This window comes from Tsuneonella aeria, from assembly GCF_009827495.1.
GTDB lineage: Bacteria > Pseudomonadota > Alphaproteobacteria > Sphingomonadales > Sphingomonadaceae > Tsuneonella > Tsuneonella aeria.
Map to the genome: position 1 here is coordinate 1,439,015 of NZ_WTZA01000001.1, position 24,652 is coordinate 1,463,666.

The 24,652-nt window shown below is 65.9% G+C and carries 26 protein-coding genes and 1 tRNA gene; 11 read left to right on the forward strand and 16 right to left on the reverse strand.

Features of this window, described 5'->3' with window-relative positions; all coding sequences use genetic code 11:
• Positions 1–9: 9 nt before the first annotated feature.
• Positions 10–606: a Holliday junction branch migration protein RuvA gene (gene ruvA, locus GRI40_RS07120; protein WP_160610687.1), complete on the reverse strand. Its 597-nt coding sequence runs from the start codon at positions 604–606 to the stop codon at positions 10–12.
• 198 nt (positions 607–804) lie between these two features.
• On the opposite strand from ruvA, the gene aroC reads away from it, so the two are divergent.
• Positions 805–1,890 carry a chorismate synthase gene (aroC, locus tag GRI40_RS07125; RefSeq protein ID WP_160610688.1) on the forward strand — a complete coding sequence of 362 codons (1,086 nt, stop codon included), beginning with the start codon at positions 805–807 and terminating at the stop codon, positions 1,888–1,890.
• Positions 1,887–2,471 carry a ferric reductase-like transmembrane domain-containing protein gene (locus tag GRI40_RS07130; protein WP_237489016.1) on the forward strand — a complete coding sequence of 195 codons (585 nt, stop codon included), beginning with the start codon at positions 1,887–1,889 and terminating at the stop codon, positions 2,469–2,471. The genes aroC and GRI40_RS07130 overlap by 4 nt, the downstream gene beginning before the upstream one ends.
• On the opposite strand, the gene GRI40_RS07135 is transcribed toward GRI40_RS07130, so the two are convergent.
• Positions 2,456–2,980: a hypothetical protein gene (locus tag GRI40_RS07135; protein WP_160610690.1), complete on the reverse strand. Its 525-nt coding sequence runs from the start codon at positions 2,978–2,980 to the stop codon at positions 2,456–2,458. The genes GRI40_RS07130 and GRI40_RS07135 overlap by 16 nt on opposite strands.
• Before the next feature lie 200 nt (positions 2,981–3,180).
• Between GRI40_RS07135 and ahpC the strand changes: the two genes are divergently transcribed.
• The 3 genes from ahpC to katG all read left to right on the forward strand — a co-directional run bounded on the left by ahpC (position 3,181) and on the right by katG (position 7,834).
• Complete coding sequence (gene ahpC, locus GRI40_RS07140; protein ID WP_160610691.1) at positions 3,181–3,747, forward strand: alkyl hydroperoxide reductase subunit C; 567 nt, start codon at positions 3,181–3,183, stop codon at positions 3,745–3,747.
• A gap of 141 nt (positions 3,748–3,888) precedes the next feature.
• A complete protein-coding gene (gene ahpF / locus GRI40_RS07145; protein WP_160610692.1) occupies positions 3,889–5,478 on the forward strand; it encodes an alkyl hydroperoxide reductase subunit F in 1,590 nt (529 codons plus the stop codon).
• Between the two features lie 142 nt (positions 5,479–5,620).
• Complete coding sequence (gene katG, locus GRI40_RS07150; RefSeq protein ID WP_160610693.1) at positions 5,621–7,834, forward strand: catalase/peroxidase HPI; 2,214 nt, start codon at positions 5,621–5,623, stop codon at positions 7,832–7,834.
• Between the two features lie 108 nt (positions 7,835–7,942).
• Here the strand turns inward: katG and GRI40_RS07155 are convergent, their stop codons facing one another.
• The 3 genes from GRI40_RS07155 to GRI40_RS07165 are packed head-to-tail and all read right to left on the reverse strand — an operon-like array spanning position 7,943 to position 10,437.
• On the reverse strand, positions 7,943–8,518 hold the full coding sequence (locus tag GRI40_RS07155) for a Smr/MutS family protein (protein ID WP_160610694.1): 576 nt from the start codon (positions 8,516–8,518) through the stop codon (positions 7,943–7,945).
• Positions 8,515–9,738 carry a murein transglycosylase A gene (gene mltA / locus GRI40_RS07160; RefSeq protein ID WP_160610695.1) on the reverse strand — a complete coding sequence of 408 codons (1,224 nt, stop codon included), beginning with the start codon at positions 9,736–9,738 and terminating at the stop codon, positions 8,515–8,517. The genes GRI40_RS07155 and mltA overlap by 4 nt, the downstream gene beginning before the upstream one ends.
• Positions 9,739–9,777: 39 nt before the next feature.
• A complete protein-coding gene (locus GRI40_RS07165; protein WP_160610696.1) occupies positions 9,778–10,437 on the reverse strand; it encodes a Tim44/TimA family putative adaptor protein in 660 nt (219 codons plus the stop codon).
• Positions 10,438–10,657: 220 nt separating this feature from the next.
• On the opposite strand from GRI40_RS07165, the gene secB reads away from it, so the two are divergent.
• From secB to GRI40_RS07185, 4 genes are all read left to right on the forward strand, one after another.
• Entirely contained in the window at positions 10,658–11,200 is a 543-nt protein-coding gene (gene secB, locus GRI40_RS07170; protein ID WP_160610697.1) for a protein-export chaperone SecB, read from the forward strand.
• Between the two features lie 31 nt (positions 11,201–11,231).
• On the forward strand, positions 11,232–12,830 hold the full coding sequence (murJ, locus tag GRI40_RS07175; RefSeq protein ID WP_160610698.1) for a murein biosynthesis integral membrane protein MurJ: 1,599 nt from the start codon (positions 11,232–11,234) through the stop codon (positions 12,828–12,830).
• A gap of 2 nt (positions 12,831–12,832) precedes the next feature.
• Positions 12,833–13,846, forward strand: coding sequence for a tryptophan--tRNA ligase (gene trpS, locus GRI40_RS07180; RefSeq protein WP_160610699.1), 1,014 nt, complete (start codon positions 12,833–12,835; stop codon positions 13,844–13,846).
• Between the two features lie 129 nt (positions 13,847–13,975).
• A complete protein-coding gene (locus tag GRI40_RS07185) occupies positions 13,976–14,683 on the forward strand; it encodes a DUF4136 domain-containing protein (RefSeq protein ID WP_160610700.1) in 708 nt (235 codons plus the stop codon).
• A 64-nt stretch (positions 14,684–14,747) separates the two neighbouring features.
• Here GRI40_RS07185 and GRI40_RS07190 read toward each other — a convergent pair whose 3' ends face one another.
• The 3 genes from GRI40_RS07190 to GRI40_RS07200 form a co-directional block, all read right to left on the reverse strand.
• On the reverse strand, positions 14,748–15,287 hold the full coding sequence (locus tag GRI40_RS07190) for a GNAT family N-acetyltransferase (RefSeq protein ID WP_160610701.1): 540 nt from the start codon (positions 15,285–15,287) through the stop codon (positions 14,748–14,750).
• 10 nt (positions 15,288–15,297) lie between these two features.
• Positions 15,298–16,473: an amino acid aminotransferase gene (locus tag GRI40_RS07195; RefSeq protein WP_160610702.1), complete on the reverse strand. Its 1,176-nt coding sequence runs from the start codon at positions 16,471–16,473 to the stop codon at positions 15,298–15,300.
• 85 nt (positions 16,474–16,558) lie between these two features.
• Positions 16,559–17,326 carry a DUF1134 domain-containing protein gene (locus GRI40_RS07200; RefSeq protein WP_237489017.1) on the reverse strand — a complete coding sequence of 256 codons (768 nt, stop codon included), beginning with the start codon at positions 17,324–17,326 and terminating at the stop codon, positions 16,559–16,561.
• Between the two features lie 190 nt (positions 17,327–17,516).
• On the opposite strand from GRI40_RS07200, the gene GRI40_RS07205 reads away from it, so the two are divergent.
• Both GRI40_RS07205 and GRI40_RS07210 read left to right on the forward strand, forming a co-directional pair.
• A tRNA-Ser gene (locus GRI40_RS07205) sits at positions 17,517–17,609 on the forward strand.
• Between the two features lie 137 nt (positions 17,610–17,746).
• Positions 17,747–18,187, forward strand: coding sequence for a hypothetical protein (locus GRI40_RS07210; protein ID WP_160610703.1), 441 nt, complete (start codon positions 17,747–17,749; stop codon positions 18,185–18,187).
• A 64-nt stretch (positions 18,188–18,251) separates the two neighbouring features.
• Here the strand turns inward: GRI40_RS07210 and GRI40_RS07215 are convergent, their stop codons facing one another.
• From GRI40_RS07215 to GRI40_RS07245, 8 genes are all read right to left on the reverse strand, one after another.
• Positions 18,252–18,854 carry an SOS response-associated peptidase gene (locus tag GRI40_RS07215; RefSeq protein WP_160610704.1) on the reverse strand — a complete coding sequence of 201 codons (603 nt, stop codon included), beginning with the start codon at positions 18,852–18,854 and terminating at the stop codon, positions 18,252–18,254.
• A gap of 329 nt (positions 18,855–19,183) precedes the next feature.
• Positions 19,184–19,345, reverse strand: a complete 162-nt coding sequence (locus GRI40_RS14130; RefSeq protein ID WP_420006865.1) for a hypothetical protein — start codon at positions 19,343–19,345, stop codon at positions 19,184–19,186.
• The gene (locus GRI40_RS07220) at positions 19,290–20,171 is read right to left on the reverse strand and encodes a hypothetical protein (protein WP_160610705.1); all 882 of its coding nucleotides are present in this window, start codon (positions 20,169–20,171) and stop codon (positions 19,290–19,292) included. Before GRI40_RS07220 ends, GRI40_RS14130 begins: the two co-directional genes overlap by 56 nt.
• A 96-nt stretch (positions 20,172–20,267) precedes the next feature.
• A complete protein-coding gene (locus tag GRI40_RS07225) occupies positions 20,268–21,545 on the reverse strand; it encodes an AAA family ATPase (protein ID WP_160610706.1) in 1,278 nt (425 codons plus the stop codon).
• Positions 21,539–22,471 carry a toprim domain-containing protein gene (locus GRI40_RS14090; protein ID WP_160610707.1) on the reverse strand — a complete coding sequence of 311 codons (933 nt, stop codon included), beginning with the start codon at positions 22,469–22,471 and terminating at the stop codon, positions 21,539–21,541. Before GRI40_RS14090 ends, GRI40_RS07225 begins: the two co-directional genes overlap by 7 nt.
• On the reverse strand, positions 22,468–22,779 hold the full coding sequence (locus GRI40_RS07235) for a MarR family winged helix-turn-helix transcriptional regulator (protein WP_160610708.1): 312 nt from the start codon (positions 22,777–22,779) through the stop codon (positions 22,468–22,470). Before GRI40_RS07235 ends, GRI40_RS14090 begins: the two co-directional genes overlap by 4 nt.
• A 181-nt stretch (positions 22,780–22,960) precedes the next feature.
• Complete coding sequence (locus GRI40_RS07240; protein ID WP_160610709.1) at positions 22,961–23,149, reverse strand: helix-turn-helix domain-containing protein; 189 nt, start codon at positions 23,147–23,149, stop codon at positions 22,961–22,963.
• 92 nt (positions 23,150–23,241) lie between these two features.
• Positions 23,242–24,591: a hypothetical protein gene (locus GRI40_RS07245; RefSeq protein ID WP_160610710.1), complete on the reverse strand. Its 1,350-nt coding sequence runs from the start codon at positions 24,589–24,591 to the stop codon at positions 23,242–23,244.
• Between the last annotated feature and the right edge of the window lie 61 nt (positions 24,592–24,652).

A 24,652-nucleotide genomic window follows, 5' to 3' on the forward strand; every position in this document is an offset into this window, starting at 1 on the left:
GTGTTCGCATCACCCCGCCGCCCTCTGCAGCGCGACCCGGATGAGATCGCTCTCGCCCGCTCCTTCGCCAAGTTCCTCGATCGCGCGCGCGACGGCGGCAGCCGCGATCGCGGGTTTGAAGCCGAGGTTCTGGAGCGCGCTCACCGCGTCGGCACTCGCACCGCCGCGGGGGAGCGACGCGGCCGCTCCAACCGCGCCCGGCAGGGGACCTGCCTTGTCCTTCAATTCGTTGACGATCCGGCTCGCAAGCTTTGGCCCCACGCCCTGTGCGCGCGCGACAGTGGCGGCGTCCTGCGCCGCGCACGCGCGCTGGAGGTCTTCGGTCGAAAGCGCCGAGAGTATCGCGAGCGCGACCTTGCTCCCCACGCCCTGCACCTGGGTGAGCAGGCGGAACCAGTCGCGCTCGCCCGCGGTGGCGAACCCCAGGAGACGCATGTCGTTCTCGCTCACCTGGAGGTCCGTGAACAGGGTGCATGCCTCGCCCCATTCGCCCACAGCGGCCAGGGTCTTCGACGAACAATGCACGAGGTAGCCCACCCCGGCGACGTCGATCACCGCCCAGTCGGTGCCGGTTTCGTCGAGAATGCCGCGCAGCTTCGCAATCATGCTTTGTTCCTGCCCGCTTCGCGGCCGTTTGGCCAGCGCTGCGTCGCGATCGTCCGCAGGCAACCGTGTACCACGGTGGAGATTGATGTTCACAACCACATGGCACACGCGGCGCGCGTAGGAAAACAATCGCGGGGCCAAGAACCCCGTGTCTCGACCACGCTCGACACGAACGGCCGTTGGATTATGAACCGCATCATGAGCTGGAACACTTTCGGCCGCGTGTTGCGCATGACCACCTGGGGCGAAAGCCATGGGCCGGCGCTGGGTGCCATAATCGATGGGTGCCCCCCGGGCCTGCTCCTGACGGAAGCCGACATCCAGCCGTTCCTCGATGCGCGGCGTCCGGGGCAAAACAAGTTCACGACCCAGCGGCAGGAACCGGACGCGGTCCGCGTGCTGTCAGGCACTTTCGAAGGACGCACGACCGGCACGCCGATCAGCCTGATGATCGAGAACGTCGACCAGCGATCGAAGGATTATGCGGAGGTCGCCAACGCCTACCGTCCCGGACACGCCGACTACGCCTACGACGCCAAGTACGGTTTTCGCGACTATCGTGGTGGGGGGCGCAGCTCTGCGCGGGAGACCGCCGCGCGGGTGGCGGCGGGCGCGGTTGCGCGGCTTGTTATCCCAGAGGTGCGTATCCATGCGTACGTGGTCGAGATCGGCGGTGACGCCATCGATCGCGAGCACTTCGATGCCGATGCGATCGACGCGAACCCGTTCTGGTGCCCCGACCGGGCGGCGGCCGGGCGCTGGGCGGCCGCGGTCGACGCGGCGCGGCGCGACGGATCGTCGCTAGGCGCGGTGGTGGAGTGCGTCGCCTACGGGGTGCCCGCCGGATGGGGCGCGCCGATCTATGGCAAGCTCGACGCCGATCTTGCCGCCGCGATGATGGGCATCAATGCGGTAAAGGCGGTGGAAATCGGGGACGGTTTCGCCGCGGCCCGCGTGACCGGGGAGCAGAATGCGGACCCGATGCAGCCAGGGCCGCAGGGCCCGGTATTCGGCGCCAATCATGCGGGCGGCATCGCGGGCGGCATCTCGACCGGGCAGCCGGTGGTTGTGCGTGTGGGCTTCAAGCCGACGAGTTCGATTCTCACACCGGTGGACACGATCGACCGGGAAGGAAACGCCGCCGAAATCCGCACCAGGGGGCGGCACGATCCATGCGTCGGCATTCGCGGTGCTCCCGTCGTGGCCGCGATGATGGCGCTGGTACTGGCCGATCAAAAGCTGCTGCACCGCGCGCAGTGCGGAGGGGCGGAAATAGCGCCTTGACGGCACACGCTCGCAGGCGCCCGCTGCTGTGGCTGGTGCTCGCCCTGCCCGCCCTTTGGATCGCCTGGCGCTGGTTGGCGACACCGGACGCATACGGCTTCGGACACGCCATAGGCGACAGCGGCGACTGGGCTGCCTGGCTGCTGCTGGCGACATTGGCGGTGACGCCGGTTCGGCTCGCCTTTCGCAAGTCATCGATCGCGGTCTGGGCGATACGCCGCCGGCGCGACCTGGGGGTGGCAAGCGCGCTATACGCGGCGGGCCATACCCTGATCTACCTTGTCGACAAGGGCGCCGCCGAACTCGTGCTGACAGAAGCGGCGGGCGCGGACATGCTCACCGGTTGGCTGGCCCTTGCACTGTTCATTCCGCTCGCAGCGACCTCTAATGACGTTTCGGTCCGGGCGTTGAAGCGCGGCTGGAAGCGTCTTCACCGCTTGGTCTATCCCGCCGCCATACTGGTCTTTGCGCACTGGGCGCTTGCCGCATTTGACCCGACGGTCGCCTACATCCACATCGCGATCCTGGCCCTTATCGAAGGAGCCAGGATCGCGCTGCAGTGGCGTCAGAGCGTGACGTAATTGCGGAAGCGGGCGACTTCGGTCGCGTCGACATACTTGCCGATCTCGCGGTCGAATTCGGCCATGTCTTCATACGGTCGATATTCCAGGAATTCGCCGATCATCCGGTCGGTCATGCCGGGGATGAGAGCGATATCCTCGCGGCTGGCCGTGTTGAGGTTGACGGGCACGAACACGCCGTTGAGCACTTGGCTCGCTTCTGCTTGCGAACCGGTTTCCAGCAGCTTCGCGTTGAGCGCGGCCGCGCCCGCGTAGGGCCGGCCGGCCACGACGGCGGCTGCGCGTTGCGGCGTCATCCCGGGCGCGGCGGCAAGCTGCTCCTCGGTCGCGGTGTTGGCATCGAGCACGGCCGCGCTTGCCGTCGCCGCCGCGGTCGCGGCGGCATCGCTGGATGCAGCGGCGGTGGCGCCCGTCGCCGCGTCGCTATGGGCGGCGGTATCGGCCTGCGAGCAGGCGGCCAGGGCGACGCTCGCCATCATGCCAGCAGTGAGCGTGACAATCTTGCGCATTCGGTAATCCTCATATCTATTGCGAAGAGTTTGCAGTAGCAGGCTTTCACCGGACCGGAACACATTTTCTGTTTTCCGATGCTCAACCATCGAAGAGTTATCGGAAATTCCGATGCCAGCAATCGCACAAATCGGCTTTTGTGCAGCGCAGCAGCACTTATGTGGTCACTGCAAGTTTCATCCCGATAGGAGAATCATTCATGGGTATCATCGGCAGCACCATCCAACCGTTCACCGCGACGGCGTTCCAGGCCGGCAAGGACTTCTTTGATGTCAGCGATGCCGACGTGGCAGGCAAGTGGGCGGTTTTCTTCTTCTATCCGGCGGACTTCACGTTCGTATGTCCGACCGAACTTGAAGATCTGGGCGAACACTATGCCATGCTCCAGAAGCTTGGCGTGGACGTCTATGCGGTCAGCACCGACACCCATTTCAGCCACAAGGCGTGGCACGACACCAGCGACAAGATCGGCAAGCTGCAGTTTCCGTTCCTGGGTGACCAGAACCACGTGCTGGCGCGCAACTTCGGCGTGCTTCGCGAAGGCCAGGGCCTCGCTGACCGCGGCACGTTCGTGGTCGATCCCGACGGTGTGATCCAGATCATGGAAATCACCTGCGAAGGCGTAGGCCGCAATGCGAACGAGCTGGTCCGCAAGATCCGCGCCGCGCAGTACGTCCGCAACAATCCCGGCCAGGTTTGCCCGGCCGCCTGGGAAGAAGGCAGCGACACCCTCGCGCCCAGCCTCGATCTCGTCGGCAAGCTCTGACGACACCCCATAGACGGGCCGCGGCGCATCCGCGCAGACAGCCTGTCAAAGCCCGAGCCCTCCTCGCTCGGGTCGCTGGAAGGCTCGGGGCTCCCCCTCGCCCCGGGCCTTTTTCCTCCAACCGTTCAAAGGACTTCCGCCATGCTCGAAGCCGCGATGCAGACCCAGCTCAAGACCTACCTCGCCAACCTGCGCGAGCCGATCGAGCTGATCGCCTCGGTGGGCGACGATGCGCGGAGCCAGCAGACGCGCGAGCTGCTTACCGGCATTGCCGCGCTGCATGACATGGTCAGCGCCAGCTTCGAAGGAACCGACGAACGGCGCCCGAGCTTCATCATTCGCCGCGCAAGCGATCCGGCGCGCTGGGTGCGCTTTGCCGGCTTGCCGATGGGGCACGAGTTCACCTCCCTCGTCCTGGCCCTGCTGTGGGCCGGTGGCCATCCGCCCAAGGTGGACGCTGAACAGCTCCAGCAGATCCGCGATCTGGAAGGCGACTTCGCTTTCGAGATGTATTTCTCCCTATCGTGCCACAATTGCCCCGACGTGGTGCAGGCCCTGACGCTGATGGCGTTCGAAAATCCGCGCATCACCGCCACCCTGATCGAAGGCGGTGCCTATCAGGACGAGGTCGAGGAACGCGGGGTCATGGCCGTCCCGGCGACCTTCCTTAACGGCGAACCGTTCTGGAACGGCAAGATGGACCTTGCCGAAATCCTTGCCCGGCTGGACAGCGGCGCAGGCGACAAGGCGGCGGAGAAGCTGAACGCAGCCGAACCGTTTGAAGTGCTGGTGATCGGCGGCGGCCCGGCCGGCGTCGCGGCGTCGATCTACACCGCGCGCAAGGGCTTCCGCACGGCCATCGCGGCCGAGCGCATGGGCGGCCAGCTCAACGACACACTGGGCATCGAGAATCTGCCCGGCACCGCCTATACCGAAGGACCGCGGCTCGCCGCCGACCTCAAGGCGCAGGTCGACAGCAACGGCATCGAGATCTTCAACCTCGCCCAGGCGGTACGCCTGGAACCAGCCGCGGAAGCCGGCGGCCTCGCCACCGTGCACTTCGCTGGTGGCGGTGCCCTCAAGGCGCGCAGCGTCATCCTCGCGACGGGCGCCCGCTGGCGCACGCTGGGCGTGCCCGGTGAAGCGGAATACCGTAACAAGGGGGTGGCCTATTGCCCGCACTGCGACGGTCCCCTGTTCAAGGGTAAGCGCGTGGCCGTGATCGGCGGCGGCAACTCCGGCGTTGAGGCAGCGATCGATCTTGCGGGCATCGTGAAGCACGTTACACTGGTCGAATACGACAACGTCTTGCGCGCCGACGCTGTCCTGCAGGACAAGCTGCGCTCCATGGCCAACGTCGAGATCGTGACCAGCGCCCAGACGACCGAGGTGCTCGGCGACAGCGACCGCGTCAACGGCATGGTCCTGCGCGACCGGGATAGCGGCGACGAACGTCGGATCGAACTGGAAGGCGTATTCGTCCAGATCGGCCTGGTCCCGAACACCGAATGGCTGGCCGAAAGCGGGCTGGAGCTTTCGCAGCATGGCGAGATCGTCAACGATATCGCCGGGCGCACGAACCTGCCGGGCGTGTTCGCAGCGGGCGATGCTACCACGGTTCCCTACAAGCAGATCGTGGTCGCCATGGGTAGCGGATCGAAGGCCGCGCTGGCGGCGTTCGATTACATCATCCGCACCGCGCCGGCCGACCAGATCGCGCAGGCCGCCTGACCTGCGGGACAGCCTGGTGATCATCGGTCCAATCTATCAATGAAGCGCAATCAATCGATTTGACCCGCTCGCGGGCGAGGCGCATCATCCTTGTCACATGGCGCAAAAAAGCGCCGGTGCTTTGTGACGAGGAGATGATGCCATGGATGCGAAGACCGGATCGATCGAGGGCGGCTGCCCCATGGGCCAAGGCAATGGTGGGGTCCGCAGCCTGCTGGGCCGGACGAACCGCGACTGGTGGCCCGAGATGCTCGCCACTGAAGTGCTCAATCCCAACGGGCCATCGAACCCGATGGGCGAGGATTTCGACTACGCGGAGGCGTTCAACGCGCTCGATTACCATGCGGTCAAGGCGGACCTGACAGCGCTCATGACCGACAGCCAGCCCTGGTGGCCGGCGGATTACGGCCATTACGGCCCCTTCTTCATCCGCATGGCCTGGCACGCGGCGGGCACCTACCGCACGGCGGACGGGCGTGGGGGCGCCAACAGCGGGCAGCAGCGCTTCGCCCCGCTCGATTCCTGGCCCGACAACGGCAATCTCGACAAGGCGCGGCGCCTGCTCTGGCCGATCAAGCAGAAGTATGGCCGGAATCTGTCCTGGGCCGATCTGTTCATCATGGCGGGCAACGTCGCCATCGAATCGATGGGGGGCCCGACATTCGGCTTCGGCGGCGGCCGGGCCGACGTGTTCGAGCCGGAGCGGGACATCTACTGGGGCAGCGAAGACAAGTGGGTCAACGAAGGCGTGCAGACCCGCATCGCGCCCGAACACGGCATGCACGAACTGGAAGGACCGCTGGCCTCGATCCAGATGGGCCTCATCTACGTCAATCCCGAGGGGCCGGGCGGCAATCCCGACCCGCTGCAATCGGCGCGCGACATAAAGGCGACGTTCGAACGCATGGCGATGAGCCACGAGGAAACCGTCGCGCTGACCGCCGGCGGGCACACCTTCGGCAAGGCGCATGGCAACGGCGACCCCGCCTTGCTCGGCGGTGCCCCGTCAGCGGCCGATCTCACGGCGCAAGGCTTCGGCTGGGTCAGCCAGCACGAGAGCGGCGTCGGCGAGCATACCGTGACGAGCGGACTCGAAGGGTCCTGGGTCAATACCCCCACCCAATGGAGCGAGAACTATTTCCGTCTGCTGCTGGATTACGAATACGAACTGGTTCGCAGCCCCGCTGGGGCACAGCAGTGGCAGCCGATCAATCAGCGCGAAGAGGACATGGCCCCCGCTGCATGGGACCCCGACAAGAAGGTCCCCACGATGATGACCACCGCCGACATGGCGCTGCGCGAGGACCCGGAACTGCGCGCCATTTCGGAACGCTTCCGCGCCGATCACGAGGCGTTCAAGGACGCGTGGGCGCGCGCGTGGTTCAAACTGACTCACCGCGACATGGGACCCAAGATCCGTTACCTCGGGCCCGAAGTGCCGGCCGAGGACTTGATTTGGCAGGACCCCATCCCTGCCGGCACGCGGCCGTCCGATGCCGACGTGGCAGCGTTAAAGGCGAAGATAAGGGACAGCGGCCTCACCGTCAGCCAGCTCGTGAAGACCGCCTGGGCTTCGGCGAGCACGTATCGCAAGTCCGACCACCGCGGCGGGGCCAATGGCGCGCGCGTGGCGCTCGCCCCGCAGAAGGACTGGGATGTCAACGAACCGGAGATGCTGGCCAAGGTGATCGGCACGCTGGGCGGGCTGCGCGGCGGAATGTCGCTGGCCGACGCTATCGTGCTGGGCGGCGTCGTGGGTCTTGAGATGGCGATGGAGGGCACCGGTTACAGCGTGGCCGTTCCGTTCACCGGAGGTCGCGGCGATGCGACCGCGGATCAGACCGACGCCGACAGCTTCGCGCCCATGGAGCCGGAAGCCGATGCCTTCCGCAACTACGTCGGCAAGAAGAAACTCGCCGTAAAGGTCGAAGAAATGATGCTCGACCGCGCTTCGCTGCTTGGCCTGTCGGTGCCCGAGATGGTGGTGCTGATCGGCGGCCTGCGCGTGCTGGGCGCCAATCATGGCGAACGCAGCCACGGGCACTTCACGAAGCGTTCCGGCAAGCTGACCAACGACTTCTTCGTCAACCTCTACGACATGACGAACGTGTGGGCTGTGGCGGAGGATTCCGACGGCGAGGAATATGTCGCCACGGACCGCAAGGAAGGCGGCGAGAAATGGCGGGCCACGCGCGCCGACCTCATCTTCGGTTCGAATTCCGAACTGCGCGCGGTGGGCGAGATCTATGCCGAGAATGGCCACCAGGTGAAGTTCCTGGAAGACTTCGTGAAGGCCTGGACCAAGGTCATGAACGCCGATCGCTTCGACCTCAGTTACGCCAAATACCACGCCTGACCGGGCCGATCGGATCGTACAGAGGCCCCTGGCACGAGATGCCGGGGCCCTTTTTGCGTGCAACGGGGCGGCGCAGATAGGTTGGTGCGCGGTCGATTCAGGCCGAAATCAGCGGCGACGCTTCAGCACCAGGTAGAATGCACCTTCCGCGCCGTGGCGACGGTGCGCCGGACGAATGGCGGCGATATCAGACCGGTGCGGACCGGCGGCGAGCCAGTCGAGCACCTTTGCCCGGATCGCGCCGCGGCGGCTGCCACGGTCGGCGGCATCGACCGGGCGCGGCTTGCCGGCGATCACAAGCACGACCCGGGCGCCCATCGCCTTGGCCTGCGACAGCCCCGCATCGAGCCGCGCGTGGGCCTGGTCGAGCGTGTGGCCGTGCAGGTCCAGCGTGAAGTCGGGCGTGATCGCGCCTGCGCGAAAGCGGCGATCCCAGTGCGAATCGAGCCCAGGCGAGGCAGACGGCGTCCGCTCGCCCGGTGAAGCTGGCAGGCGCGGGCTTTGCGGCGGGTGACGAGGGGGGAGCGAGGGCGGCGGCGTGGCCGCTTTCCCGACGGGCGTAGCGTCTTCGGACCCGTGCGGTGCGCCCTTCACGCTTCGCACCGGGTGCAGCGCCGTCACCGTCGCCGCCACGTGCGCCCAGGCCGCAGCCTCCTCCGCGGACAGGCCGCGCGGCGCCTTCATCGCTGGCGCAGGCGATCGAGCGTCCCCTTGGGCAGCAGCAGGAGCGCGCTCCCCCGCGCGGACATGCCCCCGGCGATCGTGCGGGCATCGTCGCCGGCACCCCAGAAGGTGTCGAAGCGGTTAGCCCCCTTGATCGCGCCCCCGGTATCCTGGGCGATCCACAGCCCGTTTGCTTCGGGCTGGTCCATTTCCAGCCAGACCGGTGCGCCCAGGGGGACGAACGCCGGATCGACGGCGACCGAGCTTTCCCGCCGGACCGGCACGTTGAGCGCGCCCAATGGACCGTCACCGGTCAGCTCGCGGAAGAAAATCCAGCTCTTGTTCTCGTTCATCACCGCGGCGCCGCCATCGGGCTGCGCGCGCAGGAACTGCATGATGCCCTGCATCGATGTGGCGTAGGGTGTGCCGGGACCGATCAGCCCCCGGTCGCGCAGCACTTTGCCGATGCCGAGATATTCGCGGCCGTTCTGCCCGGCGTATCCGATCCGCATGACCGAACCATCAGGCGCGACCAGGCGCCCTGATCCCTGAATCTGGAGGAAGAAGAATTCTACCGGATCGGCCACCCAGGCGATCTCCAGCCCACGATTGGCGAGCGCGCCGGAAACGATTTCCGACCTTTCGTAATAGGGCACGAACGCGCCGCTCGCATCGCGCCGCCCCAGTGGGGCACGGCCTGTACGCTCGGCCGCGGGCACGCTGTCGGGCCAGCCGCGCTCCAGTTCCGGGGGCAGGGAATAGACCGGCTGGCTGTAGCCGGGCAGAGGCAGGCGCGATCCGCGAATGTCGGGTTCGTAATATCCGGTCGCGAACGCGGTGCCGGGACCCACGCGCACGGTTTCGAAATAGCGATCGAAGAATGCGGTCGGTTCGGCCGTGCCCCAGCTCCGTGCGGCGGTGCACGCCGGTTCCCAGTGGGATCCGCTCGTCAGCCCGCTGGCATCTGCGCGCGAGAGGAGGCGCGGGCAGCTTTCCCGGAAGCTCGCGATCGCGGCTGCCGCATCGCCGCGCCCGACGGGAAGCGAGGAGATAGCCGGTCCGGCCGTCAGCCCGGCACTGATCGCGTTGGTGGGCGTGACCGGCGGAGGTATGACGACGGCTGGCGGCGGGGTCGGCGACGGCGGCAGCGGCACGGGGCCAGTCGCAGGGGGAGGTACCACTCGGCATCCGGCAAGGGCCAGCGGCACGATTGCGGCCATCGCCGCCACCTTCAAACGCATATGCCCCCTTCCCGGCATTCGATCCCGCGGACGCGCCGCTCAGGCTTCGTCCGTCTCGTCGAGAAGCCAGTGTGGATCGGCAGTGCGCACGTCGCGCTTGAACGTCCAAAGATCGCGCGCCTCGACCGCGTCGGTGAGCGATCCAGCAACGACAGCGCCATCCCGGTCGCGGGTGACGGCCGCGATGTCGGCGACAAACCGCACGGTGACGCGCGCGGTCTGGCCTGCCGCCAGTTCGGCGCTGTCGATCACGGCGTCTTCAATCCGGACGAGCCGGTTTTCCAGTGTCTCGCCAGCGGCTTCGCGCGCGTCGATCGCTGCTTCGAAACCGGCGTAAACGTCATCGTCGCACAGTTCCTTCAGCGTCTCGCGGTCGCCACGCCAGAACGCTTCCAGGATCATGCCGTATGCCGCCTTCGCACCCTCGAGGAACCCCGATACGTCGAACGTCTTGTCGGCGGCCGCGATCTCCCGCACGCCGCGCTCCACTGCCGGCAGCGCGCCTTCCAGGGCGGCGGGGCGGAAGGGCTGGGCGTTGCGCGGCGGCGGCAGCGCGCCCGGCTGATCAGCGCGTCCCGGCTGGTCGAACCGCGTGGGAACCGGCTCCTCCTCGTGCTCGGCACGGCGGCCCAGCACCGAATAGAGGCGCAGGCCCAGGAATGCCGCGATCATGGCGAGGATGACGATCTGAATAATCACGGTTTCGATCCGTTTTTCACATGGGGCGGCGACGTGCTCACCGGCCGCGCCCCGGTTTGAACCATGGTGCCCTAGATAGGGGCAAAACACAAACCCGCAACGCACGGGCGGGCCATTCGGGTGCGGCGTTGCGGCCGGCGGCGGGGGGTGCTAGGCGCGCGGCCATTATCCCCGCGCCAAGCCGCAGCTTCGCGCACAGCCTGCAGGAAACCCCGATACCATGGCCGACGAAGGCGACGTACTGACCAACCTCGATCTCGACAACACCGCCGCCGGCAACGGCGCCGACAACCAGCCGGTTGCCGGGATCATCAACCAATACGTCAAGGACCTGTCGGTCGAGAACCCGAACGCGCCGGCATGCTTCCAGTGGCAGAGCCAGCCGAACATCGATCTGCAGTTCAACATCGGCTCGCAGCGGGTGAACGAGGAACTGCACGAGGTTGAGCTGAAGGTGAAGGTCACAGCGACGTCCACCGAAGGGGAACTCTACCTTGTCGAGCTGGCCTATTGCGGCCTCATCGGCATGCGCAACATTCCCGAGGAACAGGGCCATGCGTTCCTGTTCGCCGAAGCGCCGCGCATCCTGTTCCCGTTCGCCCGCCGGGTGATCTCCGATGCCACCCGCGACCTCGGATTCCAGCCGCTGATGATCGATCCGATCGATTTCAACGGCCTGTACCTGCAGCAGATGCAGCGCCGCGCCGACGAGGAGGCCGCCGCCGCCGCCAACGGCGTCCCGCCGCCGGCCGGCCAGGCCTGAGAAGTCACGCTCTGTCCCGGGCAATGCGCGGGTGAGCAATCTCGTCCGCAGCGTCGGGACGATCGGCGCGCTGACCGCGGTCAGCCGCGTGTTCGGCTTCATGCGCGACATGCTGCTCAGCCGCGTGCTCGGCGCCGGGCTGGCGGCCGACGCGTGGCAACTCGCCTTCACGCTGCCCAACACCTTCCGCCGGTTGTTCGCCGAAGGGGCCTTCAGCGTCGCCTTCGTGCCGATGTATTCGCGCAAGCTGCACGCGGAGGACGGGGGAGAGGCGGCGGCGGACGCCTTTGCCGGCGACGTGCTGTCGGTGTTCGTCTGGGTGCTGCTCGGATTCTCCGCGCTGTGCATGATCGCGATGCCCGGCATCGTCTGGCTGCTCGCGCGCGAATACCAGGACGTGCCGGGCAAGTTCGAATTGTCAATCTGGCTCAGCCGGATGACATTTCCTTATCTCGGCCTCGTCAGCCTGGTGGCGATGCTGTCCGGCGTGCTCAATGCGCGGAGCCGCTTCGCCCCCGGCGCCTTCGCCCCGGTGTTCCTCAACATCGTGATGATCGGCGGGATCGTGGCGGGTTGGTATTTGCGCGGTGACGACGGCAGCGATGCGGTGGTCGCCTGGGCGCTCGCCATTTCGCTGTGCCTCGCCGGGATCGTGCAGCTCGGCTACATGAGCTGGGCCGCCCGGCGCGCCGGGGTGCGGCTGAAGGTCACGCGGCCGCGGTTTTCGCCCGAGGTCAAGCGACTCGGCATACTGATCCTGCCGGCCACGTTCGGCGCGGGGATCTACCAGATCAGCCAGTTGGTCGACACGTTCTTCGCCACCAGCCTGCCGCAGGGATCGCTCACCCTGCTGAAGCTTGCCGACCGGCTGAACCAGATGCCGCTGGGCATCTTCGGCATCGCGCTCGGCACGGCCATCCTGCCGATGCTGGCGCGCCACATCCAGAGCGGCGACGCGGCCGAAGCGCAGCGCCTGCAGGGCAACGCGGTAGAAGTCGGCACGCTGCTGACCCTGCCGGCCGCCGCGGCGCTGGCGATCTGCGCGCCGGCCTTCGTCACCGCGTTCTTCGTCGGCGGCAAGATGACCATGGCGGATGGGGCGATCATGGCCGACATAGTGGTTGCGCTCGTCTGCGGCCTGCCTGCCTATGTCCTGGTCAAGGTGTTCCAGCCGGCGTTCTTCAGCCGCGAGGACACCCGCACCCCGGTGTGGATCGCGGCGGCCGCGCTTTCCATCAACATCGCGCTAAATTTCTGGGTCGTGCCGCGATACGGCATCGTCGGCCTCGCCGCCGCGACGGCGTTCACCGCCACGCTCAACGTGTGCCTGCTGTACATCATGCTGCAGCGCCGCGGCTGGTTCCGCATGACCGCGCGGCTCGCCAGCCGGATCGCCCGGCAGGTTCTCGCGACCGCGGTGATGGGCGCTTTCCTGTGGTGGCTGATGCCGCGGATGGCGGAATGGTACGCGGGGAACGTCATCGAACGCGTTGCCTCGCTCGCGGCGCTGACGCTGGGCGGCCTGGCGATTTTCTTTGGCGCGGCTTTCGTGCTCGGCGCCCTCGACAAGGACCTCATCGGCCAGCTACGGCGCCGTCGTCCGGGCCGACCGGTCGATCTGGCGGAATAGAAATGCGCGTCGTCTCCGGCATCCAGCCCACTGGCAACCTTCATCTCGGCAACTACCTGGGCGCGATCCGCAACTGGGTGCGGATGCAGGACGAACTGGGCGACGATGGCCAGTGCCTGTTCTTCCTGGCCGACCTTCACGCCATCAGCCAGCCGCACGAGCCCGCACAGCTGCGCCGCGCCACGCTGGAAATGGCCGCGGCCCTGGTGGCCTGCGGGATCGATCCTGCCCGCTCCGTCCTGTTCAACCAGGCGCAAGTCCCCGCCCATGCGGAGCTGCAATGGCTGCTCAACGGCACCGCCCGCATGGGCTGGCTCAATCGCATGACGCAGTGGAAGGACAAGGCGGGCAAGAACCGCGAAGGCCAGTCGGTGGCGCTGTTCACCTATCCGGTGCTGCAGGCGGCCGACGTGCTGCTTTACCAGGCGACTCACGTCCCGGTGGGCGAGGACCAGAAGCAGCATCTCGAATTCGCGCGCGACGTCGCGCAGAAGTTCAACAACGACTTCGCGAGCGAAGGTGCTCCGGTCTTCACTTTGCCCGATCCGATCACCCCGCCCGATGCGGCGCGGATCATGTCCTTGCGCGACGGCGCCGCGAAGATGAGCAAGTCCGATCCCAGCGACATGAGCCGGATCAACCTGGTCGACGATCCCGATCTCGTCATGACGAAGGTCAAAAAGGCCCGGACCGACCCGGAACCGCTGCCGTCCGAAGCGGCGGGCCTAGCCGGCAGGCCGGAAGCTGCGAACCTCGTCGCGATCTATGCCGTCCTCACCGGAGAACCGGTAGATTCCGTGCTGGCGCAGATGGGCGGCAAGGGCTTCGGCGCGTTCAAGCCGCTGCTGGGCGAAGTGCTGGTGGAAACGCTGCGCCCCATATCCGCGCGCTTCCGCGCCTTGCTGGCCGACCGCGAGGAACTGGATGCGATTCTCGCCCGCGGCAGCGCCCGCGCGCGCGAAATCGCCCAGCCAACGCTCGACAGGACATACGCGGCGCTCGGCCTGGTGCGCTAACTTTTCTGAAGTACACCATTCAAACTCGGTTCACCGCACCTACTTTACACCCTGCCGCACAGATGACAGCCTGAGCCGGTCCGATACCGGGCCGACCGCGCTCGTCGCTTTCGATCAAGGGGTTCGCCAATGTCATTTCTGACCGATTGGGGTCGCAAGTTGAAGATGGTCGCAGTGCCGCTGGCACTGGGCGCCCTCGCAGCCTGCGCCACCCCGTTCAACGCCAATGTCCAGCGCTATCAGGCGCAGCTTCCCGCGCCGCAGGGCCAGACGTTCGCCGTGGTGGCCGAAGATCCCTCGCTCGCCGGCGGGCTGGAGTTTTCGCAGTACGCGGACTTCGTCGAAGCCAACATGACCCGGCTGGGTTACACCCAGGCCGCATCGCCGCAGTCAGCCGACCTGCTCGTCCGCTTCGATTACGGCGTCGACCGGGGGCGCGAACGCGTCCGCCGCACCGGCTTCCGCGATCCGTTCTATAGCCCGTGGTATGGCTACAGCCGTTTCGGCTACAGCCGCGGCTATTGGGGTCCGTCGTGGGGCGGCCGCGGTTACTGGGGCCGGCCGTGGAGCTACGGCTTCTATGATCCGTGGTTCGACAACGGCGTCGACGTTTACACCGTTTACAACAGCGAGATCGACCTGAAGATCGATTCGCGCGCCACCGGCCAGCGCCTCTTCGAAGGCAAGGCCCAGGCAGTGTCCACGTCCAACCGGTTGCAGTACCTCGTGCCCAACCTGGTCGAGGCGATGTTCACCGACTTCCCCGGCCGCAGTGGTGAGACGGTGCGCATCTCGATTGCGCCGGAAAACCAGCCGGTCCAGCGCAACCGGCGCTGATCGCGAAACCTTTGGGGGCAACCTCGAGCGGGGCGGGTCGCAGAGATGCGGCCCGCCCTTTCGCTTATGCCAGCGCTCCGCCGGTGAAATCGTCCCGCGTGATTTCGTAAACGACATGTCGCACCGGGCGGCCCTGGTAAGCGCCGTCTTCCACCCAGCCTTCGACCAGCCGGCCGCCGACCCTTTCGATCGCCTTGCGCGAACGGAGATTGCCTTCCCCGATGCGGAACAGGACGCGGGGAAAACGGGCAAGCGCATGGCCGATCATCAGCCGCTTGATCTCGCGATTCATCCCGGTTCCCCAGTGCGTGCGGGCAAGGAATGTCCAGCCGATCTCGATCTCGCGCGGGTCGAGCGGGCAGGGACGGAATTGCGAGCTCCCCGCGATGGCGCCGCTCGGGCGATGGACCGCCACCAGCGCACCGCCGGCCGCCAGCGCGTCTTCGAAGAACGTGCGGAATACGTCTTCCCGCCAGCGGTCGTGCACGGGGTGCTGTTCCCACAACAGCGGGTCGCGCGCGACCGCGTAGAGCGCGTCCCAGTCGTCCGCCTGCAGTGGCCGCAAATGGACGGCGCCGCCCTGGAGAATAGGCTGGCGGTTCACGCCCGCCCCGTCAGCGGGCGACGTCGGTCAGGGCGGCGATGAATCGCTCGATATTGTCGGCGGTGAGGCCGGCCACGTTGATGCGGCCCGACCCGGCCATGTAGATGGCATGATCGTCACGCAGCATCGCGATCTGCTCACGCGAGAGGGGCAGCATGGAGAACAGGCCGTTCTGCGCCGCGAGCGGGGTAAGGTCGATCGTTCCGGCGAGCCCCTGCTCGGCCAGCCGGTCCCGCACCTGGCGCATCCGCGCGCGCATCACGCCAAGTTCGTCCTGCCACTGGGCAGCGAGTTCGGCATCGTCCAGCACCAGCCGCACCGCCGCGGCGCCGTGGTCGGGCGGCATGGACCAGTTCGCCCGCGCCAGCGCGGCCGCGTTCGACAGGATCGCCGGCAGTTGGCCGCCGTCCCGCGCCATGACGTAGAACGCGCCGACCCGGTCGCGATAGAGGCCGAAGTTCTTGTCGCAACTGTACGCCACCAGCGCTTCCGGGACGGCCGCCAGCACGGTGCGCAGGCCGACCGCGTCTGCCTCCATGCCGTGACCCAGGCCCTGGTATGCGACGTCGATGATCGGCAGCACCGCGCCGTCCGCCAGCGCAGCGGCGATCGCGTCCCACTGTTCGGGCGTGTAGTCGATGCCGGTGGGGTTGTGGCAGCAGCCATGGAGCAGCACGGCCTCGCCCGGCCCGGCGCCGCGGATCGCCTGGAGCACGGCGTCCACGTTCGCGGTGCCATCGGCGCGCGCGTGTTCGAACGGGACGGGCTCCACCTCGAGGTCCGCCAGGATCTGCGCGTGGTTCGGCCAGCTCGGCGTGCCCATGTGCACGCGGGTGACGCCCGCCGCCTTGGCGAGCGCCGCAGCCAGGCGCACGGCACCCGTGCCGCCGGGCGTCTGCATGCCTTCGATCCGCCCGCCCATGGTGGGGTCCGTGCCGAAGATGTGCGGCATCAGGGCGTGGACGAACCCCATGTCGCCTTCGGGCCCGAGGTAGGATTTGGAAACCTGCGTCTCCACCAATCGCCGCTCGGCCGCCTTGATCGCGGCAAACACGGGCGTGTCGCCCTGCGCGGTGCGATAGACGCCCACGCCAAGATCGATCTTGTCGCTACGCGGATCGGCGGCGTGAAGCTTTATCAGCGCGAGCAGCGCATCGGGGGCGGCAGGGTCCAGGTTCTCGAGCATGAGGGCCACTTACCGCACGCACCAAGGGCCGCAACAGGATTTCCCGTCGCGGCCCCGGCAGGATTTCGGAACGAGCGGGGCGCCGTCAGAAAGGCAGCCAGCGCTGCTCCTTGGAAAACTTCATGTAACCGGCGTTGATCCCCAGCCGGAGGCCGGCCCCCACGCGGATCGGGATCAGCACGACATCGCCCTTGCGCATGTACGACGCGTTGAGGCCGCCGATGGCGTAGGCCGCGCCTTCGCCCGAAGGATAGCGCTCGAACAGCTCTTCGGTGTCGTAGAGATTGTAAACCAGCACGAACGTGTTGCCCGCGTTGGCGCCGGCGTCGAAGCCGATCGACGGCCCGGTCCAGTAGACCGGCTTCTGGCCTTCGACCTTGTGATAGAGCGTGCCCGATCCGTAACGCGCGCCCACGATGAACGCGCCGCTCGCCTCGCGCCCCACGATATAGCCGTTGGGTTCGCCCTGCTTCGCCAGCAGATCCTCGATCATGCGTGCAAGCCCTTCGGCACCCTTGCCGAAGACGCCCTCGGCTGCGCCGATCAGGTCGTCCTTCTTGTAGGTGTCGCCCTGCGCCGCTGCCACCGCGGGATCTCCCGCAGCCTGCGTCGCCGCGACCGATGGTTCCGGGCTCGTCACCACCGGATCGGCCCATTCGGCAGCCACTTCACCGGTCGCCGCGGTCGGCGCAGGTGCGGCATTGTATGCCGGCTGCTGCGCGGGTTGCGCCAGGTCGGCGTCGATACCCGCGTTGGGATCGACCGTTTCGATCTGCGCGAGAGCCGGTGAAGCCGCCAGCGCGGCGGCCCCGAGCGCAGCAATCCATCCGCGACGCACGAGGCGGTTGAGCATGACCATTGTTCCCTCCATCCCCAACGCCGGGAATTCCACCACCCAAGAGACGCCCGCCGCGCTGAAGCGGCAATGAATGCGCGCCGAATGGAATCCTGTTTGCGGTGAACCGAGTCTTTTCACGGCCGCCGTCGACCCCCTTGCCGCCCCCACACCCCGCCGCTATAGGCCCCGCTCGCCGCTGCGATCCGGAGACGTGGGTGAGTGGCTGAAACCAACGGTTTGCTAAACCGTCGTACTGGTAAATCCGGTACCGAGGGTTCGAATCCCTCCGTCTCCGCCACTTTCCTCTGAAACAATTGTGTTTTTACGAATAAGGACGCGTCGTTCCCATAACCGCTCCCCGATAAGCCGCTCGCTTTGTTGTGTTTGGATTGAGGCTGGCGCATTCTTGCCAGCAACGCGCGGAAGGGGGCTTCGATGTCATTTTTGAAACGGTTGTTTGGCGTGAAGCCGGACAGACGCAGCGCCAAACAAACTGGATTTTTCTGGCAGCGTGCCGAGCTACCGGCGCTGGCGGCCGGACGGGGTTTCAACCAGGACGTTGTTGGCGAGTCGTTCCACAAGGCGATATTGAAGCGCATTACAGGCGGCTCAACCCGTTTCGGTGTGACAGTTGATAAGACGGCTGAATTAGTGATCGGGGCTTTCGAAGGATCGCCTGCCCTTTTCGTTTTCATCGAGGGCCAGCGCGTCGGTTCTATTTCGCGGCTGGAATCTGGCGAGTTAATGGCCGAATTGTTAGCGGTTGCGCCGAACGGACATGCCACATCGAAAGCGAACGTGGGCGCAGGATATGAAGGCGCGGACTATTGCGTTCGCCTGAGCCTTGCTCGGCCACTCAGGGTTCGTAGCGCCTAACGAATCCTGCTCATTTCATTCCCTTGGCGCAGCGCACCGCCGCCACCGCGATGCGCGCCGGTCCCTAGCGCGCGCTCCATTTCTGCGTCGTCCGGTCTAACATAACGGCCCCTTCAAACGGCACACATAGAGCCTTGGCGTCCGCGACTGTCCCGCGCAGCCACGCCTCATAATCACGCTCTGCCAGCAAAACTGGCATCCGGTCATGGCATTCCGCCGCAGCTCCGCAGCTGTCAGTCATTACCATCGAATAGACTTCGCCCCATTCTTCGCTCGCGCGCCAGATACCAGCAGCGGCAAACACTTCGCGGTCGGGCAATCGCAACCAGGTTCGCGTCATTGCGCCTTTCGGCCCCTCCGCTTCCGCCCAGCCGGTCATGGGGATGAGACAGCGCCGCTCCTCAAAACTATAGCGCCACATGTAGCTGCCAAGCTTGTCGCTGCGCGCATTGTTTACCGGGCGAGGTTTCAGCAACTGCCCTTTCGCTCCCTTCATCGCCAGCGGGAAACCCCAAGTCATCCGCCGCAGGTCGCCTTGCGCCACAACCGCGCCCGGATAGCCGGGATAAACCTCTTCCCCCAAGTTCGCGCCTGTCATTGCATTCTGCACGCCGAACAGCCGCGCGACCTCCGCCGTGGCCTTGGTCATGCGATAGAGATTGCACATTGTTGCCTACTCTCTTCTCCGACTCGTTTGTTCTCGCCATGTTCCAGCGAATGGCCGATTACACCAGCCCCAAGCCCATCGATCCAATCTGGTATCAGCCGCATGCCTTTCTGCGAGTCCAATGCGGTTGCGGGCGAAACGAAACGTATGAGCTTAGCGAGTTTGCGGATTATCACCGCGTGGACCGGCGCACAAAGCTCTATCGGCTGATCGCCCGGCTGCGGTGCGAGACGTGCGGGGCGCGCCCAGAAGCGGAGGTTACACGCTGGCGAAACGGAAACCGGCGTTAATCCTCGTTCTTGGAAGCTGCATGGGTCTGGCTGCGCGCCTTAATTCAGCTCATGTCGCACCAGCCGCGCAATCTCTCTTAGGTATCGCGCCGCCGCCATGGTTTCGGCGGATCGCCCGCCATGCTTCCAGGCGTTGCGATTGCCTTTAGGTGCGCCGGGGTTCGTCCCGCCGTGCATTCGGCACCGCTTCCGCCCTTTCACCGCCGGGGATTGGCATTCCGCTCCCGAACGGGTCCGCGCCAAGCAACGCGGGGCCGATCCTAGGCGCGCCGTTTGTGGTTGCTTGGGATTGATCGTCGGCTTTTCCATTTTGCTTCCCCCCGTTATGGACATTCTCGGCAATGACGGCCTGCCCGCCCCGATTATCGACGTGGATATGCTTCACGATCTGTTCCCCGCCCCGGCGCATCCGGGCCAGCGTTTCCATTTGCCGCTGAGAGGTTCCCAGCAGTTTCGTCGCCAGGTTCCCGAAAGTCTGAGCGTGCGGCACCCATTCCGCCGATCCTAGTTGGCTCAGCGCGCGGATCGCCGCGTCATGGGTGCAATACATCTGCACCAGCAACAAAGCCTCCGCCTGATCCTGAGGCTTCATGTTCTCGATGAATGAAAGCGCCGCGTTATAGCGGCCCTCATTGTCAGCGCCGACTGAGCCGAGATAGCGCAGCAGTTCTTGGGCGCGCGCGTTTATCGGATCGATCGAGCTGGCAGCGAAGGTGTCATGCAGCTTGAGGCTGGCCAGTAGTTCGCTCTTGCCGTGCGGGGCGATGCTCCAGCCTCCGTCCGGTTTGCGCGTCATCTTAACCTTTGCAGGGTCTCCACGCTTGCGAAAGGCGCGGACGAGGCGAGTTAGTTCCTCTTGCTCAGTTTCGCTCAGATCATCCCAGCCGGGCACGTTGCGCGCCAGAGAGCGCATGGCTTTGTCCGGATCGTCCGTGCCCGGATCGGGAAGGTCGATCGTTTTGCTAGGCGTGTTTGCCTTGGATTTTGCAACCGGTTGCTTCCGTTTCGCCTTGTTCGTCGCGCCCATTTTCCCGCACCTCCAAAATCGATCCTCAGTCGCCTTCACCCGCACCACACCACCACCTCACCCCTATAAATAGGGGTGGTGGTGTGGGCAGGTTCTTCACGGATCAGCGCCCGCACCTTCCGCACTTTCCGCACCACACGTTGCAAGGTGCGGACGGCTGCCAATCTCGCTGGGGTCAACCGGCTTGCCGACGATCACAAAAGGCACGTCCCTGCCGTTGAGCGTCCGGTGCTCGACCGCGAGCGCGCCGTTCTTTCGCCACGTGCGCAGGATCGCCTTGATGCGCCCTCGATCGGTATCGGCGGACAGGCCCGCCACTCTGGCGACAAGATGGCCGACCCAGTCCTTGGCCTGCACGCTTTCGCGCCAGTCGCCCGTCGGCAGCCCCTGCTGGACCATGTAGAGGTGCCATGTAGTCAAGCCGTGGAACACGTCCGGCTTTTCCCAGAGCGTCGCCACGCCGACAAAATCGGACGGCTCCAGCCCATCACCATTGTCGAGGCTCTGGCTTTCGAGCTTGATCCACGTGGCAGCATCGGGCGGTGCGCGGTTGGCTTTGCCGGTGTCGATCCGCACCAGCGAGCGCCGTTCCTGAGGATTGACTATGCCCAGTTCCTCGGCTTCCTTGTCGCCCATGGGATTGATCGGAAGCACGACGCGGGCGGCATCGCGCAAGGCAACCGCGCCGCGCCCGTCCTCAGCCGTCACCTCGCGCCCGCCGAGCTTGCGCGTGTGGTGCACCAGGACGATCGCAGAGCCGGTTTCCTGAGCCAGCCGCTTCCACCGCTTCGTGATGGCGTCGATCGCCTCGTTCGAGCTTTCCCGCACCGCATGGCTCGACACGAACGGATCGACGATCACGGTTGCGATGCCGCGTTCGCGGATCGTCGCGGCGAGCTGGGCGAAGACTTCCTCCGCCAGCGTGAAGCCGTCCCGATCCTCGCTTGCCGTGCAGAGCGGCTGAACTAGGCCGCTGTCGAGGTGCAGCCGGTCCCCGCAATCGGCTGGCCCGATGCCATGATAGGCGCAGGCGGCGGACAGTTGACGGTTCAGTTCGTCGGGGCCGTCCTCAAGGTTGAAGATCCAAACCGCTTGCGGCCCGCGATGGATCGGCTTGCCCAAGAGAGGCTGCCCGCTGGCGAGACTTAGCGCGATCGTGTTGCCGATCGTGCTCTTGCCGGTGCCCCCCGGCGCGATGATCGCCGTCACCTCTCCTCGCAAGAGCCAGTGCCCCATGAGCCATTGCCGCCGTGGTAGCGAGGCAGGGTCCGGGAAGCGGAACGGAGTGGCGCGCAGGGCAGAGTGCCCGGCGATACGTGCCGCCGCTTCATCCGGCTGGAGTGCGGCAAGATCGAGGGGTTCGGGGTTCAACATTTCTCAACACCCCGCGCCGCTTCGACGCGCGCTGCCACGTGCTCGCGCGGAATGTCCGCAAAATCGGCTCCTGAGTCCCCTGAGCGGCCTTCGGCCCTTGTGGGCACCGCCACATAGCCGCCAACCGCCTGAGCGGCCTTCCTAGCCGCCTCCAGCCCCAAGTTGGTGGGCAGGTGGCAATCGTCGTCCGCTGCGATCACAATCTCGCGCGTCGGGAAGAGCTTCCGCATGGACCGCGCGACCGGCTCTAAATTGCGGGCCGACATCGCGGCGGCAACGCCGTAGCCGGTTGCGGAATGGATCGCCGCCACGGTGGCGAAGCCTTCCCCGATCACCAGCGGCCCTGCCGATGGCCTGCCGTCGCTCAGGTGGACGCCATGGGGCCAGAACAGCCCAGCCGTGCGAGCATCCTTGCCGAATAGCTTGAATCCATCGGGCCGGATGCGCTGAACGTTCCACAGGCGAAAGCCGGGATCGACCATCGGCACCAGCAACTCGCGCCCGGCCTGCCGCACTCCGAACGGCTCCAGTGCCTTGGCGACAAGATAGGGGTGCGCGGGATCGGCCCGGCTGGCGTTGCGCCATAGGTCCGCCGCTACGCGCGCCGCCGTTTCCTCGGCTGCCAGCCGCGCGCGCTTGCGGGCCAACTCAGATTGCCGGATCGATCGTCGCTCCGCCGCTGTCAGCTCGCGCGCGCCCGCGCGAGATTGTCCGAGAAACCCGTCCGCGCGCAGCATGGCCTTGACCGCCAGCGCATCGGCCTGTGTGCCGTTGTAGCAGGCGACAAGGCAACCATCCGGCGCAAGCGCGCTGGCCTTGATCGCAGTCCCCCGATCACGGCTGGAATGCCCCGGCGTCGGGATCAACGCGTTGCCCTTGCACACCTTGCCGCCGTAGTGCCGCGCTATCGCGTCAACGTCGATCACAGGGCGGCCCTCCCCTTGTCGGTCAGCCTGAGCACGGACGCGCTCTTGCCGCTGGGATTGCGCCGCCGCGCGCCGGTCGGTTCGACCAGGCCCATGGCCCGCAACTCGGAAAAGCGCGGCTGGAGCGATTCACGGGTCACACCGGAAGCCGCGACAGCCTCTAGCGGCGTGGCCTCCCCCAGCCGGGCAAGCGTCCGCATGGCGAGGCGGCGAAGGCGCGAGACACTGGGAGCGATCGAGCCGGCAGCAGCTTGGCTTGTGCCGTCCGCGCCCTTCGCGCCGGGTTCATCGGGAGAGCAGTCAGACATTGCCCACGCCTCCCTCTGCCAGCCGCGCCAGAAACCGCTCGCCAAGATGGAGCGCGATCAGCTCGGGGATTGCTTGCGGGGGTGAAGCGGGAGGGGTAAGGGGATCACGGAACCAGCCGCCACAGCTATTCCGCGATGCCCGCGCCTCACCCGCGCGGGTTTCGCTTATCTGGGGCACGGCTCATGCCTCCCCGGCGATCAACGCATGCAGGCTATCCGCCGGAATGACGGTGCGCCCGCCAATGCGGACGGCCCTCAGGCGATTTGCGGCTATGTGCGCGTAGAGCGTCGTCCGCCCCAGACTGGACGCCTTGCAGGCTTCCTTGATGGAATAGGCGATCTTGGGAGGATCGTTGGTGTCGGTCTGCATCGGTTTTCCTCGTTCGTGAGTGAACGAGGCCAACAAGCGTCAGCAGAATACCCGCAGCAAATTACCCATGTGCGGCAATGGATGCGCCTTTTTCATGCGCCTTTTTTAGGTCGCCCCCCCGGCTTCCAACGTCCCTTAATCAGTTCGCGCACGGCGGTGGTCGCCACGTTCTGAAAACCCGGTTCCAGCCGCATTTCCTTAGCGATCGTCCGCCCATCCATCCCGCGAGACTTCATTTCATCAGCCTTCGCCAAAATCTCATCGTCGCTCGGCGGACGCCCGGCCTTGACCGATGGCGCTCTAGTGCGGGCGGTGCTCTCGGGCGACTCCGAAGGCATGATGGCGTGAACGCCTTTCGCGCGGTGTGAAGGCGGCTCGGGGCAGTTAGTCACGCTGACCAGCGGTTCGCCGATACGCGCCGCCAGCGTGCTCCGTTTGAACCTGTCCCAATCTCCTTTCAAAATCCAAAGGGCAGTGCCTGCGAGTGGTTCGCGCCCGTTCGTAGGTTCGTAGATGCCGTTTTTTAGTGTCCTGAAATTCAGCTCGCGCAACGCATGGCGATCGATCGGATGGGCGCCATTGACGAGCATCGTGTAGAGTAGGAGCTTACCAGATTGCACCGCCTCTCGAACGTAGAACATGGCGACTTCCCGCGTCTGCCACTCGCGCAGTAGATCGCTGTCGGAGCTGTAAAACTTAAATTCGATGGCGGTTTCTGAATCACTCAGGTCCGGCCCGTTGCTTATGCCGTTAGCCAGATCAGCCACCGCATCGTTTAGGCGGATCGAGTTGGGAACAGCGATGCCATCGAGCCGCCTGAGCTGTCCTGCTCCGCCATGATATGGCGGTGCAACCAGTTGCAAATTCGGCGCAAACTTTGGCTCCCTAGTGCCGGGACTCTTAGCCACACCCGGCAGTCTTTCGGCGTCCACCTCGGTAGCGAAGCTCACCCAATCATCGCACTTCACGAACAGCGGGCGCTCCCATAGCCAAGGCCGATCGGCGTCCGCCTTGTACTCCTCCGACTGCGGGCAGAACACGCCTCCAGCGATAGATCGCTTGTCTATGGTCGCCAACGCCCCGACTGCCACCAGCCTTTCCGGCTCCCCATGCGGCGCAACCCAAATTGGCAAGTCTCCTGAGCGAATGGCGTAGGAGATGCGGCGGTCCATGTCCTCCAGATTGGCCTGCCGTCGCAACCAATCTGATCGCTGATCCTCCGGTATGGCTTGCGCTAGATCCACCATGCGAGGGGGCAATTCAGACGGGAAAGGCCACCGCTCCGAACGGTCGGCCAAATCGATCCAGCAGCGGGACAGCTCATAGGCATCGGAAACCGCTGGCCCGCGATGCTTGTCCCCGTAACGCTTGCCAGCAAGCGCGGCATCGCTGCCTTGGAGCGGCGCGGGCACCACAACGCCCCGTTCGTCATATTGCGTCAAATCCGCCTCCCAAGCGGCTCCCATGGTGAAGCGGGGAAGCGCGTGGGATGCGCGCTTGTCG

Excerpts from the sequence above, each read along its gene's own strand:
- ruvA (WP_160610687.1), bottom strand. The coding sequence starts at position 606 with ATGATTGCGAAGCTGCGCGGCATTCTCGACGAAACCGGCACCGACTGG.
- aroC (WP_160610688.1), top strand. The coding sequence starts at position 805 with ATGAGCTGGAACACTTTCGGCCGCGTGTTGCGCATGACCACCTGGGGC.
- GRI40_RS07135 (WP_160610690.1), bottom strand. The coding sequence starts at position 2,980 with ATGCGCAAGATTGTCACGCTCACTGCTGGCATGATGGCGAGCGTCGCC.
- ahpC (WP_160610691.1), top strand. The coding sequence starts at position 3,181 with ATGGGTATCATCGGCAGCACCATCCAACCGTTCACCGCGACGGCGTTC.
- ahpF (WP_160610692.1), top strand. The coding sequence starts at position 3,889 with ATGCTCGAAGCCGCGATGCAGACCCAGCTCAAGACCTACCTCGCCAAC.
- katG (WP_160610693.1), top strand. The coding sequence starts at position 5,621 with ATGGATGCGAAGACCGGATCGATCGAGGGCGGCTGCCCCATGGGCCAA.
- GRI40_RS07155 (WP_160610694.1), bottom strand. The coding sequence starts at position 8,518 with ATGAAGGCGCCGCGCGGCCTGTCCGCGGAGGAGGCTGCGGCCTGGGCG.
- mltA (WP_160610695.1), bottom strand. The coding sequence starts at position 9,738 with ATGCGTTTGAAGGTGGCGGCGATGGCCGCAATCGTGCCGCTGGCCCTT.
- secB (WP_160610697.1), top strand. The coding sequence starts at position 10,658 with ATGGCCGACGAAGGCGACGTACTGACCAACCTCGATCTCGACAACACC.
- trpS (WP_160610699.1), top strand. The coding sequence starts at position 12,833 with ATGCGCGTCGTCTCCGGCATCCAGCCCACTGGCAACCTTCATCTCGGC.
- GRI40_RS07185 (WP_160610700.1), top strand. The coding sequence starts at position 13,976 with ATGTCATTTCTGACCGATTGGGGTCGCAAGTTGAAGATGGTCGCAGTG.
- GRI40_RS07195 (WP_160610702.1), bottom strand. The coding sequence starts at position 16,473 with ATGCTCGAGAACCTGGACCCTGCCGCCCCCGATGCGCTGCTCGCGCTG.
- GRI40_RS07200 (WP_237489017.1), bottom strand. The coding sequence starts at position 17,326 with ATGCTCAACCGCCTCGTGCGTCGCGGATGGATTGCTGCGCTCGGGGCC.
- GRI40_RS07210 (WP_160610703.1), top strand. The coding sequence starts at position 17,747 with ATGTCATTTTTGAAACGGTTGTTTGGCGTGAAGCCGGACAGACGCAGC.
- GRI40_RS07215 (WP_160610704.1), bottom strand. The coding sequence starts at position 18,854 with ATGTGCAATCTCTATCGCATGACCAAGGCCACGGCGGAGGTCGCGCGG.
- GRI40_RS07220 (WP_160610705.1), bottom strand. The coding sequence starts at position 20,171 with ATGGGCGCGACGAACAAGGCGAAACGGAAGCAACCGGTTGCAAAATCC.
- GRI40_RS07225 (WP_160610706.1), bottom strand. The coding sequence starts at position 21,545 with ATGTTGAACCCCGAACCCCTCGATCTTGCCGCACTCCAGCCGGATGAA.
- GRI40_RS07235 (WP_160610708.1), bottom strand. The coding sequence starts at position 22,779 with ATGTCTGACTGCTCTCCCGATGAACCCGGCGCGAAGGGCGCGGACGGC.
- GRI40_RS07240 (WP_160610709.1), bottom strand. The coding sequence starts at position 23,149 with ATGCAGACCGACACCAACGATCCTCCCAAGATCGCCTATTCCATCAAG.